This is a genomic window from Sporolactobacillus spathodeae (genome assembly GCF_016908935.1).
Taxonomy (GTDB): domain Bacteria; phylum Bacillota; class Bacilli; order Bacillales; family Sporolactobacillaceae; genus Sporolactobacillus; species Sporolactobacillus spathodeae.
On the sequence record NZ_JAFBEV010000001.1, the window covers coordinates 54,034 to 65,986 of the forward strand.

16 protein-coding genes are annotated in these 11,953 nt (G+C 46.1%); 13 read left to right on the forward strand and 3 right to left on the reverse strand.

The window, feature by feature from the left end:
- The first annotated feature begins 42 nt into the window (after positions 1 to 42).
- The 3 genes from JOC27_RS00220 to yunB all read left to right on the forward strand — a co-directional run bounded on the left by JOC27_RS00220 (position 43) and on the right by yunB (position 2,742).
- Complete coding sequence (locus JOC27_RS00220; protein ID WP_338062744.1) at positions 43 to 1,440, forward strand: bifunctional metallophosphatase/5'-nucleotidase; 1,398 nt, start codon at positions 43 to 45, stop codon at positions 1,438 to 1,440.
- 104 nt (positions 1,441 to 1,544) lie between these two features.
- On the forward strand, positions 1,545 to 1,850 hold the full coding sequence (locus JOC27_RS00225) for a YunC family protein (RefSeq protein ID WP_205004979.1): 306 nt from the start codon (positions 1,545 to 1,547) through the stop codon (positions 1,848 to 1,850).
- A 76-nt stretch (positions 1,851 to 1,926) separates the two neighbouring features.
- Entirely contained in the window at positions 1,927 to 2,742 is an 816-nt protein-coding gene (yunB, locus tag JOC27_RS00230; RefSeq protein ID WP_205004980.1) for a sporulation protein YunB, read from the forward strand.
- Between the two features lie 121 nt (positions 2,743 to 2,863).
- Here the strand turns inward: yunB and JOC27_RS00235 are convergent, their stop codons facing one another.
- Complete coding sequence (locus tag JOC27_RS00235) at positions 2,864 to 3,871, reverse strand: M23 family metallopeptidase (RefSeq protein ID WP_205004981.1); 1,008 nt, start codon at positions 3,869 to 3,871, stop codon at positions 2,864 to 2,866.
- Between the two features lie 135 nt (positions 3,872 to 4,006).
- On the opposite strand from JOC27_RS00235, the gene JOC27_RS00240 reads away from it, so the two are divergent.
- The 5 genes from JOC27_RS00240 (at position 4,007) to JOC27_RS00260 (ending at position 6,832) form a co-directional block, all read left to right on the forward strand.
- Positions 4,007 to 4,318, forward strand: coding sequence for a YutD family protein (locus JOC27_RS00240; RefSeq protein ID WP_239529234.1), 312 nt, complete (start codon positions 4,007 to 4,009; stop codon positions 4,316 to 4,318).
- Positions 4,319 to 4,387: 69 nt separating this feature from the next.
- On the forward strand, positions 4,388 to 4,837 hold the full coding sequence (locus tag JOC27_RS00245; protein WP_205005124.1) for a DUF86 domain-containing protein: 450 nt from the start codon (positions 4,388 to 4,390) through the stop codon (positions 4,835 to 4,837).
- A 32-nt stretch (positions 4,838 to 4,869) separates the two neighbouring features.
- Entirely contained in the window at positions 4,870 to 5,637 is a 768-nt protein-coding gene (locus JOC27_RS00250; RefSeq protein WP_205004982.1) for a TIGR01457 family HAD-type hydrolase, read from the forward strand.
- A 110-nt stretch (positions 5,638 to 5,747) separates the two neighbouring features.
- Complete coding sequence (locus JOC27_RS00255; RefSeq protein ID WP_205004983.1) at positions 5,748 to 6,704, forward strand: protein kinase family protein; 957 nt, start codon at positions 5,748 to 5,750, stop codon at positions 6,702 to 6,704.
- Positions 6,680 to 6,832 carry a hypothetical protein gene (locus JOC27_RS00260; RefSeq protein WP_205004984.1) on the forward strand — a complete coding sequence of 51 codons (153 nt, stop codon included), beginning with the start codon at positions 6,680 to 6,682 and terminating at the stop codon, positions 6,830 to 6,832. Before JOC27_RS00255 ends, JOC27_RS00260 begins: the two co-directional genes overlap by 25 nt.
- A gap of 25 nt (positions 6,833 to 6,857) precedes the next feature.
- On the opposite strand, the gene JOC27_RS00265 is transcribed toward JOC27_RS00260, so the two are convergent.
- A complete protein-coding gene (locus JOC27_RS00265) occupies positions 6,858 to 7,079 on the reverse strand; it encodes a NifU family protein (protein ID WP_205004985.1) in 222 nt (73 codons plus the stop codon).
- Between the two features lie 291 nt (positions 7,080 to 7,370).
- Here JOC27_RS00265 and JOC27_RS00270 point away from each other — a divergent pair, with 291 nt between their 5' ends.
- From JOC27_RS00270 to JOC27_RS00290, 5 genes are all read left to right on the forward strand, one after another.
- Positions 7,371 to 7,688, forward strand: coding sequence for a DUF1462 family protein (locus JOC27_RS00270; RefSeq protein ID WP_205004986.1), 318 nt, complete (start codon positions 7,371 to 7,373; stop codon positions 7,686 to 7,688).
- Positions 7,689 to 7,794: 106 nt separating this feature from the next.
- Positions 7,795 to 8,028: a hypothetical protein gene (locus tag JOC27_RS00275; RefSeq protein ID WP_239529235.1), complete on the forward strand. Its 234-nt coding sequence runs from the start codon at positions 7,795 to 7,797 to the stop codon at positions 8,026 to 8,028.
- A 29-nt stretch (positions 8,029 to 8,057) separates the two neighbouring features.
- Positions 8,058 to 8,924, forward strand: coding sequence for a diaminopimelate epimerase (gene dapF / locus JOC27_RS00280; RefSeq protein ID WP_205005126.1), 867 nt, complete (start codon positions 8,058 to 8,060; stop codon positions 8,922 to 8,924).
- 141 nt (positions 8,925 to 9,065) lie between these two features.
- Positions 9,066 to 9,431 (forward strand): iron-sulfur cluster insertion protein ErpA, encoded by a 366-nt coding sequence (gene erpA, locus JOC27_RS00285; RefSeq protein ID WP_205004987.1) that lies wholly within the window; start codon positions 9,066 to 9,068, stop codon positions 9,429 to 9,431.
- 560 nt (positions 9,432 to 9,991) lie between these two features.
- On the forward strand, positions 9,992 to 11,209 hold the full coding sequence (locus tag JOC27_RS00290) for an NAD(P)/FAD-dependent oxidoreductase (RefSeq protein WP_205004988.1): 1,218 nt from the start codon (positions 9,992 to 9,994) through the stop codon (positions 11,207 to 11,209).
- Between the two features lie 304 nt (positions 11,210 to 11,513).
- On the opposite strand, the gene JOC27_RS00295 is transcribed toward JOC27_RS00290, so the two are convergent.
- Positions 11,514 to 11,894, reverse strand: a complete 381-nt coding sequence (locus JOC27_RS00295) for a helix-turn-helix domain-containing protein (protein ID WP_205004989.1) — start codon at positions 11,892 to 11,894, stop codon at positions 11,514 to 11,516.
- Positions 11,895 to 11,953 lie beyond the last annotated feature (59 nt).

Consider the following 11,953-nt stretch of genomic DNA (forward strand, 5'->3'; position numbering starts at 1 on the left):
TTGCATTCGGCAAGTGTTCGCTTGAGCTGGGTGCAACAAGCAGTGGGGGACATCTATTTGATTACGCTTCATTTTTTTCACACGAATGATTGGCACAGCCATTTTGAACATTGGGGCAGTTTAATCAGCTATTTACATATTGAAAGAGAACACTTGGATCGTAACGGTGAGCCGTATCTGACAGTGGATCTAGGTGATCACATGGATCGCGTCAATCCGATGACGGAAGGCTTGCTCGGAAAGGGCAATGTGCGTTTGCTCAATGCAGCAGGCTACGATTTTACAACGATCGGAAATAATGAAGGGATTACTTTTACTAAAGAACAGCTTGACGCGGCCTACAAGGAAAAGAAATTCAAAATCATATTAGCCAATCTCTTTCAGTTAGACGGCTCGCGCCCAGATTGGTGCCAGCCATACATTATCAAGGATATGAAAGGCGTCAAAGTCGGCATAATCGGGCTGACTGCAGCCTTCCCGAAATTTTACGAGTTACTTGGCTGGGATATTCATGATCCTTATGAAACGTTGAAGCCGCTTGTGAAAGAATTGAGGGATCGCGTCGATGTTTTGCTCCTCATGTCGCACGTTGGTTTGCCGTTTGACGAACATGTGGCTGAAGAAATAACCGGCATTGATGTGATCATTGGGGCGCATACTCATCATGTGCTCGAACAAGGGAAAACCATCGATCAAACACTGATTGCTCAGGCCGGAAAATGGGGCAAATATGTCGGTCACGTCACGATTGACTTCGATCCAGATTCGAGAGAGGTGGTTTATAAAGGCGCGGACTTGGTCACTTTGCGCGAACCAGCTGATCCAGAGACTGATCAGATGCTTCGTGAACTGAACGATTTAGGCATCAGTCGAATGCAGCAGAAAATCGCCCAGTTGGATCATGCGCTGCCGGCCGATTGGTTCAGGGATTGTGAAATTACCACATCGATGGCCGAGGCACTGCGTCGTTGGTGCGACGCTGAAATCGGACTTGTCAATGCAGGCGTTATTCTCAACGGACTTCCGGCAGGGGATGTGACGCGTTATATGATTCATCGTATCTGCCCACATCCGATCAATCCGTGCAAAGTGACGGTCACTGGCGAGGAACTGATTGAAATAATTGAGCGGGGACTTGACCGGAATTTTCAAACTTATGAACTTAAAGGGTTTGGTTTCCGTGGTAAAATGCTCGGCAAACTCGTATTCAGCCATTTAGACTATCACACGGCGTTTCAAGACGGACGCCTGTTGATCAGCGAGGTTACCGTCAGTGGCGCTCCTCTAATTCCTGAGCGGCGCTATACACTGGGTACCATTGATATGTTCACACTTGGCCATTTTTTGCCGCCGATCGTTCGCGCCAAACAGCAGTTCTTTCTGCCTGAAACACTCCGTGATCTGCTCGCTTGGCAAATACAGCAATCGATAAAACGATAGAGTGCTCGCAACCGAACACCATTTTCTTTCCAAGTGATTCTAAAATAACTTTGTCACAGGATACAGCATCCGCCCATAAGATGAGCAATAAGGAGGCGGATGTTTTGATCACATTGGAACCAATTGAGATTAACGGACATTTATTTAAAGGTGTCACAGTGCTTCTGCCAAAGACCACTTTGCTGGCAGTGGCAGGGGATAAGGGCTATATTATGTGTGGCGCGCTGGATGTCCGTCTGTTAAATGAGAAACTTTCAGATCGCGCGATAATCGCGGGCAAGGCGCAGGGCGTCCGCACGCTCGCCGATTTGCTGAGCGCCCCGCTTGCGGAAATCACCCATGAAGCAGAGAGAGTCGGTGTCTATCCAGGAATGACGGGTCGTGACGCGCTGCTTCAAATGCACCGGTGAGTGCCTGAGAAAAAGAAGATAAAAATACTTTTAACCCCCTTTGTTTACGCATATAGATGAGACGAGGGGGGTTGTCATGTTTAAGCCGGATAGACGCTTGAGACGCCGAACGATGCCTTTCAAACGGGTAATACTTATCACAGTCGTTTTATTTGCGCTGTTTACTGCGATTGGACTGTGGACCATTAATGAACAGATGAAGCCGGCTGTAATTGCTATCGCGCTGACTCAGGCGGAGCAACTGGGTAATTATGCGATAAACTACGGGCAGGGTGAAGACGTGCTGACGAATCTCTCAGGCAAAACCGATCCCAATCCGTATCCGAAAATCAATATGAATAAACTCATTGTTACAAACTTGAATAGCAAGAAACAGGTTATTGATTATTCGCCTGACCCCCAGGCCGTCAATCAAGTCAAAGGAATCATTAGCAATCGCATCCTATGGTTTCTGCGTGCCACGGAAAAAGGCCAAATTTCGATGACGAACGGTCCTGTGGAGGATCTGGCGTTTCACAAACATCCGAAAGGCGAAGCAGTGGTTGCTGATATTCCACTTGGCCAGGTACTCAATAACGCGCTGCTTAGTAATTACGGGCCGCGGATACCTGTTGAGATGGATGTTGTCAGTAATGTGAAGACAGACGTGCGTTGGAGCTATAAAAATGTCGGGATTAACAATGTGATTTTTATGATTTATCTCGACGTAAAAGTCAGAGTTAATGTGATCGTTCCCTTCGCTATGAAATCGGAAACGATCAGCCAGCATCTCTTACTCGGCTCAAAAATTCTCCCGCTCAATGTGCCTTATTATTACAGCTCGGGGGGCAGCAGCCTGTCCCCGTCGATCTCGCTCGATAATCCGCAGAAAAAATCTGGGCAAACCAAATAACTCAAATAAGATGCCTCATGAGTCGATTTGTCGACCGTGAGGCATCCCTTTCGTTGTCCATTAAAAGTATATCAGCTTACAATGCTCGGAACCTTCTCCAGTGGATGATACGTCTTGGAAATTAATAAATACGGCTTGTCTGCTTCTTTTTTTGCAGTGTCTGGCGCTCCCAAGCACGGAGATAGGGATAGGGATCAATGGAAAACTCTGTGCGGCCATTATCTTTGTAGAAACCGTAATGTAGATGTGGCGGAAACTTACCCATCGTTCCCCTCGGTCCGTATCCTGAACTACCGACGTAACCGATCGTTTCGCCTGGCGCAGTAACGGTACCGCGATGTATGCGCGGCGCATAACCATTTAAGTGTGCGTAATAATGATAATTGCCCTCAATATCGCGAAGACCAATTCGCCAGCCGCCGTATTTATTCCATCCGATCATTTCAATGACACCGTAGGCAGAAGCAAACACTGGCGTTCCATAATTGGCAAACAGGTCTGTGCCCTCATGTATTCGCAGTCCGCCCCAGCCGCGCCGCGCACCCCACGTGGATTCATAATCATAATTGGCGCCTAGTGGTAGTGGAAAGCAATGCCCCGATAAATCGACAGTATTGAACGCGGCAAAAATAGCGGCGTAAGTCTCGATCATCTCAACCGCTTTGCCGCGATGATAAATCTGCCAAAGTCCGATTCGATGATTTTGCTCGCCAGGGCCAGCTTCGGCGATTTTTTCGGCGATTGAAAAAAGACGATCCTCTGGATTGGCTCGTTCGGCTAGCCCGTCTCCATTTCCGTCCCTACCTGTACCGCCAAAGAAAGACAGAAGCAACGCGTTCTTATTTTGAGCGTCTGGAGCAGGAATGCCGGTCCATTCGATCGGATGAAACGGTGTATCCAGATAGGTGTCACGGCGTGCGTCGCCAATCCTGAGTGCGGCAATATTATGCGCATATTGATCGCATCCAGCAATAAGCGTCCATGGAACGCCAGTGATTGCAGCTGTTTTCAGGTAGAGTGCCTTACGACTTGAAGCATCTTGCCAATCCTCTTTTGCAGAAGTTAAGGATGGAGAGGAAAAAAGAACCATGAAAAGCAGTGGCAGGACAAGAAACTTTCGATCAAGCATCGTATTTATTCAGTCCTTTCTTTAATAATGTCACAAGCACATTGTGTCAGGCTCGGGTTCGCTTTGCTGATCTGCTATAATAAAAAGCATAGGCAGGCAAGTAATTGGCCCCTCGATACGATAGGAGGTTTTTCTTTGACAGCATCCATTGTTTCTGTCGACCATCAGCATTATGAACTAATTGAGAATGTTCGCGATGGATGGAATGACGAAGCTTTTCAAAAAAGATACAGTGATATACTAAGTAAATTTGACTATATTGTTGGCGACTGGGGGTATGAGCAACTACGGCTGCGTGGTTTTTATGAGGATAAAAACCAAAAGTCAACGTATGACACGAAGATCAGCACGCTTGTTGATTACATCATGGAATACTGTAGTTTCGGCTGTGCCTATTTCGTTTTGAAAAAAATCCCGAAGCCAAAACATGGTTTCACGGAACCGTAATTTGTTTTTCTTATTGTGCACGGAATGTTTGTTTTGATAACAGGAGATTGGAAAGTGAGGGATCAGGGGATGTATTTTGTTGATCGTCAGCAATTAACCGATAAATTGGATTATATGGATCGTCTGCTCCGTCTGTTCCAGGACCAGGCGTGGGATACGGAATTAAAGCATTTGGCACTCGAGCGGATCGTACAGAATTTGATTGAGTCGATCATTGATGTGGGCAATCAAATGATTGATGGCTTTATTATGCGCGATCCAGGCGGTTATCTGGACATTATCGACATTCTTCAGGATGAATCGGTGCTTCCCGAGGAGGAAGCGGTCCGTATTAAAAATGTGGTCGCCTGGCGGAAGCAGCTTGTCCGCAATTATCTCGGGTTGGATCACAAACAGCTGGCAGCCATTGTGTCAGAGAATCAGTCGGCACTCAGCGGATTTTCCAAGCGCGTGAACGATTATCTGGAAAAGGAGCTCGGACCGGTGTCTGCATTTGCGCCGAATAAGAATCGGGTTTGACAAGATTGAGAGAAGAAAGTTGGGGAGCAGCTATGCGTAAGGCTTATCGGACATTTTTACTGGATCTAGACGGAACGGTTTACCGCGGCAAAGAAAGCATACCGGAAGCGGTTGACTTTGTGAAAAATTTGAAGAAAAAAGGATTGACTTATCTTTTCGTGACCAATAACTCGACGCGTACAAAAGAAATGGTTGCGGAACAATTGGCGAGTTTCGGGATTCCCTGTACGGCGGATAATGTATTGACGACGAGCATGGCCACCGCGCAGTTCATTAAACGTGAAAAAGCGGATGCCACGGTCTATTATATCGGCGAAAAAGGGTTGACACAGGCCATGGAAGCAGCGGGTCTTACCTATCAGGAAGAGAATCCTGATTATGTCGCATTCGGCATGGATCGTGAAATTACATATGAGAAGTATGCCAAAGCCAGTCTCGCCGTCCGTGCGGGCGCGCGCTTTGTTTCCACTAACCCAGACGTGGCGCTACCGAATGAGCGTGGACTGGTACCTGGTAACGGCTCGCTTACTTCGGTTATCTCCGTTTCAACCGGCGTTACACCGGTATTTATCGGCAAACCGGAACCGATCATCATGGAACAAGCGCTGGAGATGCTTGATGCGGATAAAGAAACGACCTTGATGATCGGGGATAATTACGATACAGACATTATGGCAGGCATTCGTTCGGGTATTGATTCATTGCTTGTTCTAACGGGTGTGACAAGCAAGCGGGCATTGCGGGCCAAAGCGCAGCAGCCGACTTACGTGCTTGATTCACTGAGCGATTGGCTATTCTGACCGAGAATAAATCGATTCCGGATTAATTAAGCAATTCTGTTTGCGAAGCGCGCAAGATTAACGAAGTGGTGCATAGAATAGAACCATCAAGGTTCGAGAAGGTGATCCGCGTGTCAACGGATTTTCAGGCACTCGTCAGCCGCCATTATTCATTGGAAACATTTTCCGATCAGCCGCTTCGCCTTTTCTTTCAGCCGCTCGACCACTTTTATCATCAAAATTTGGAAGCTCTTGCGATCCTGGCGGATTATCTCGATCGCGAGTCGCCCTTGGGCATCTGTCGATTAGTCCCGAATCGTGAGGGGCATTTTGATACGGAAATCAACGGGGTTCCCTCTGTTCTGACCACCTTGCCAGAGCCGGAGCAACCAGAGCACCCGCTCGGCGCTGATCTCGCTTTGCTGCATCGCTGGACACAAGGGATTGACATCGGCTCGTTTCCTGAGGCACTCGTCTATCAGAAAACGGAAGGCTTAGCGAAAAGTCTTGACGCGCTCGGTAAGAAGTATACGGAAGTCGGCAATCAGCGTGGCAGTAACTTTTTTGAAAAAAGTTTTATCCGCAATTTCCCCTATTTTTCGGGATGCGGGGAAAATGCGGTTCAGTACCTTGTTGATTGTGCACTCAATTATCCGGCAGAACCGTTAACGTTGAGCCATTTCCGTTTTGCCGGTTCCGAGTCATTGTACCCTGAAAATCCGGCGACATGGGTCGCCGATGACCGTTCCCGTGACTTGGCGGAATGGATTCGTTTAACGGTTTGGACGCAAGGCGGAAATGAACTGGTTGGTCATGTCGCTCAATTTCTCGATGCGTATGAGTCCATTTTTCCGCTCTCGCTTTCGGTTGCTGGAAAAATGTACGGTCGCTTGCTTTTCCCACTCTCTTATGTCGAATGCTGCGAACGCTATTTATTTGGCTCGAGCTTTGAAGATCGCGCATTGCTTGATGATATGTTAGCAATGAATGAGAAAAAAATCGAGGACAATCAGCGCGTGTTGCATTATCTGGGGACGCGTTACCCGGATTTGGAGAAACCGGAATGGCTGACCGCTGTGTCCTCCTAAGTATTGAAAAAAGGCTGCCCCGCCTGACACGATTCTTCGGTCAAGCGGAGCAGCCTTATCTCTATTCAGCGAAGGGTTCGCAAAGCTTTGCGGACAGTCACTTTGAAAAAGCCTGTCCGGAAATTTAAGCAAACATTATTTTCCAGACAAAACTTAGAAAACTTGTTCCAATTCCTTAACACCAGGAACATTTTCCAACAAAGCGCGTTCAATACCGGCTTTCAGCGTGAGTGTAGAGCTCGGGCAGTTTTCACAGGCGCCAAGCAATTTGACGCGGACAATCCCTTCCTCAACACCAATCAATTCCACGTCGCCGCCGTCACGCAGCAAAAACGGGCGAAGTTTATCAAGCACTTCTACCACTTGATCGTACATTCAAAAACACTCCTTTCCCATGGCTATCTTCGCCCATTATATCTTGTTTGCGGCTAAAAATCTATTTTCAAGGATCGAAGAATCCCAATCGATCGGGACTGTTCTTTTCAAACCCCTCAGTATGCATGGTATAGTTAAAGAAGAAGCGATGCTTAAATTTAAGGTTGTTTTTCTGACGCAAAAGCAATGTGTGATGGCGCCTGCGGCAAGCAAACGCATGGCAATAAACGATGAATAGCAACAGCAGATTTTAACGAAGCAAAAGAAAAAGGGTTTTTGGAGGACTTTCAAATGATATTAACGGTATACGGTACGGAAACACGTTGTGCAAGCTGTGTTCAAGCGCCTTCTTCCAAGGCTACCGCAGAGTGGCTTCAAGCCGCGTTGCTTCGGAAATTCGGAAGCGAGATCATGATTCGCTATGTTCCAATTGAGCAGCCAGAAAATGAAGAAGATCGACAATTCTGCGCGCGAATTCTTGCCGATGAATTCTTTTATCCGCTCCTCGTTTCCGGCGAAACAATTATCGGCGAAGGATATATCGAACTCAAACCGGTTGTTCAGTATTTGATAAACAATGGCATACAGGCGCGAATCGAATCAAAGTGATGCAATAAAGGGTAAAATAACTAAATTGAAAAAGAGATGTGACGAAATCAACAGCCCGTGATAAACTGTTGAATTAAATAAAGATTTTAAACCGGGGAGAGGGAAAATGATGCTCGATTTCCATCATAGCTGGCCGTATGAACGCGTGGCCAGCGATATCTATTTTGAAGAGTGCCCCTTCTGCCATGCATCTCCGGTGCTTCTGCCATTGAAGCGGGAAGCTGTGGAACGGGCTTTTGAAGCGATCAAGACACCGGTCGTTATGCCATGTTGTCATGAGCGGATCGTGATCGAAACAATGGATAAGGATTATATTTGGGCGGATCAGACGTTGCGTTAGGAAACAGGAGATGAACGAAGTTGGGCAAGATGTATGAGTTTACGAAAATGCACGGACTCGGAAATTGCTATATTTACATGGACGGGATCACACGTCCGTTGGATATACCAGATATGGCGGCATTGGCCAGAAGGGTATCCGACCCGGCTTTTGGCATCGGTTCAGACGGACTAATTTTGATACTGCCTTCAGATCGTGCGGATGTGAAAATGCGAATTTTTAACAAAGATGGTTCAGAAGCGAAAAATTGCGGAAACGGTTTGCGCTGCGTCGCCCGTTATTGTTTTGAACACCAATTAGTCGATAAGCCAGCATTCGAGATTGAAACCCTTTCCGGCAATAGACACGCCACTGTCCATACAGAACATTCTGTTGTGACGGGTGTGACGATCGACATGGATCAACCGATACTCCAGCGTCGGCTGATCCCGGTAGCCGGAGGAGATGGCGATCGGAAGGTCATCCGCGATAAGTTAACGGTTTTTGGGACGGACTATCAATTTACCGCAGTTTCAATGGGAAATCCACATGCGCTGTTTTTTGTCGACGATGTAGCCGATGCACCGATTGATCAGCTCGGGCCGCTGCTAGCCGATACCTACCCGCTGTTTCCTGAAGGAGCCAATATCGGTTTTGTTCATCCGATTTCAGAGAGCGCCATCGATTATCGGGTCTGGGAACGCGGCTCAGGTATAACCCAGGCGTGTGGAACAGGTGCCTGCGCCGCAGTGGTTGCATCGATTCTGGAACAACGTTTGCCCAAGGATCATCCGATTACCGTCCATCTCGCCGGCGGCGACTTGACGGTCCAATGGGACGCAACGACAAACCATGTGTTGATGACCGGATCAGCCGAAGTCATTTGTACCGGCACTTATTATGATTCTCAGGTTTAAGTCTCCCTCCAAACGGTAATGATTAATTAAGCAATTTATTTGTAAACATGGGCCTGTTCCCGATATAATAAAACAGATAACGTCTGTGCTTTTGATCACAATTGAATCGGACAGACGAAAAATGAAAAGGAGTTGACGTGTGTGCAGATTACGCTCACTGAAGCAGCAAATTTCCGTGTGAAAAGTATGCTGAATGACGAACCCGGAGAAAATCTTTTCTTGCGTGTCGGTGTCAGCGGCGGTGGATGTTCCGGACTGTCGTACGGCATGGGATTTGACGATAAAGTTATGGAAGACGACCAAGTCTTTGAACAAGAGGGCTTGAAAGTTGTTGTCGACGCGAACAGCGCTCCGCTGCTTGATGGCGTGACCATTGACTTCAGACAAAATCTCGAAGGCGGTGGCTTCACCATCGACAATCCAAATGCGATTTCTACCTGTGGCTGCGGTCACTCGTTTAAAACCGCTGAAAACGCGGGCGAACCAGCGAAACACTGCGATTGTTGATTCGATTCAAATCAATATGATAAAAAACTATCTTTCCAACCTTTTTTTGGGGAGATGGTTTTTTTGTACATTAGGAATGTATATGATTTTGCTTAAAAATGCAGCGAAGGAGCGAAACGCTTGCGGGAAAAGCGAGCCAAGTGAGACCACGCAAATTCCAGCCTGTCTGAGGAGACGCGCGGCGCTCGCGGCAAGCGAGCAACCGGACGCAATTATAATAAAATAAGACTTGGCGTCAGCAAATTTTTCAATTATCGATTTGAACAGCAAAAGTGTTCCGATCCCTTATTCCAATAATGATTTTTAACAAAACAAATATTTCCTGTCATTTATTTCACTCTGTCAAGAATAAATGGTACCAATTTGATTATTCTGATCAATATATACGTGAATTTTTTTGCTATAATTTTTAATTATCTCAGGTTTTCTTTGAATAACTATCGTTTTCTTCAATGGGTGTTTTTTCTAGATCATTTTTCTTGAAATGTTAACAAAAAAGACATAATATTATATTGCAATGAATTTGTGATATAAATCTCAAACATGAAGGTGGAATAAATATGGGTAAGCCGAAGATTTTAATTTTAGGCGCTGGTTATGGCGGGATGATGACTACTGTCCGTCTAACAAAAGAACTGCATGCAGAAGATGCTGAGATCACATTAGTGAATAAACACAATTATCATTATCAGACAACATGGTTGCATGAGGCGGCCGCTGGAACGATCCATCATGATCGGACACGTATGTTGATTAAGAATGTGATAAATACAAACCGCGTCCATTTCGTTCAAGATTCGGTTCGTTCGATTGATCGCGCCAATAAAAAAGTCATTCTGAAAAACGGTGAACTGACCTATGATTATCTCGTTATTGGCCTCGGTTTTGAATCCAACACTTTTGGAATTAAAGGGCTAGAAGAAAATGCGTTTGCTATCCGCAGCGTGAATACGGCGCGTAAAATCCGCGAACATATCGAATATAAATTTGCTAGCTACAATAATGATCCGGATGCAAAAGACAGTGATCTAACGATTGTTGTCGGCGGCGCCGGACTGAGCGGTATTGAATTTCTCGGTGAATTGGTCAACCGTATTCCGGAACTCTGCAAGGAATACGATATTCCGGCAGAAAAAGTTAAAATCATCAATGTCGAAGGTCTTCCGATGATTCTGCCTCCTTTTGCGCGCGATTTAGCAGAATACGCACAGAAGTATCTGGAGAGCAAAGGTGTTATTTTCAAACTTGGCACCTTCATCAAAGAAGCGACAGAAGACGGCGTTATGGTTCAGAAAAAAGACAGCGAAGTAATGGAAACGATCGAAGCGGGGACGATTGTCTGGACCGGTGGTGTCAAGGCGAGCCATATTCCAGCAGATTCTGGTTTTGCGACCAACCGCGGCAAGATTGAAGTCAATCCGGATTTGCGTGCCAAAGAAGATGACCATGTGTTTGCGGTTGGCGACGTTGCTGTAATTTTTCCGAAAGAAGGCGAGCGCCCGTATCCACCAACAGCGCAAATTGCAGTTCAGGAAGCTTTCTATATTGCCAAAAACCTGAAACATCTGCTGAAAGGTGAAGCGACAGAGACTTTTGTATACAAGTCCCAAGGCACCGTGGCATCGCTTGGCGATAAAGTTGGTATCGGCACGGTCCTTGATAAGAAACTAACAGGCAAACCAGCTGCATTTATGAAGAAAGTTATTGATGACAAATACCTGATGGAACTCGGCGGAGTTGGTCTCGTTCTAAAGAAGGGCAAATTTCATTTTCTGTAATTCTGCATTATCCGATTGGGTGAATTTTTCATAAGCCGTGAGACCGGCAAAAAAACCGGAGTAGACGAATCTATAAATTCGTTTGCTCCGGTTTTTGGCTATATCAATTTAATATTGTTTTGCTGACTATTGCGGACTCACATCCGGTTTGTAGCAATAGTGCGCCCGCGGCAAGCGAGCAGCCGAAGCTATGCCAAGTTTTTCTAAAATTTGCATTGTTTAAAATTCACGATTAGTCATCGGACACCTTTTACAAAGATTGATCGGAAACCTTATTATTCATCGTTTTTTGGGAAAAAATAAATTAGTGTTCATTCGTATCGCGATGAATCGCGTGCCATATTCGAATGAGTAGCTCTGAATCTCTGTTGTTCTGAAGCAGTTCATGAACAAGGGCATAGAGATTGGGGTTTTCTTTAAGTTGCTTGAGGATCAAAAAGTCTTCGCCGCTGATGTATTCCGGCGATTCTTCGCGGAGTTGGGCAATTCTTCCGAGCAGATAATCGGTTGGCACATTGAAAAAGTCAGCAATAGACAGTAATGTTTCCGGATCAGGATTGCGTTTGCCGGTCTCGTACCGATTCAGCTGGACGTTTGTTAATGTTAACTTTTTTGCCAGTTCGACTTGTGAGAGATTACGCTCCTCACGAAGAAAACGAATTCTGCTGCCCAGCACATTTCCCATTCCTGTGCCTCCGTTGATTCAAATGCTTTCCTAAAAAAGTTTAGCATGTCTTTTGAACG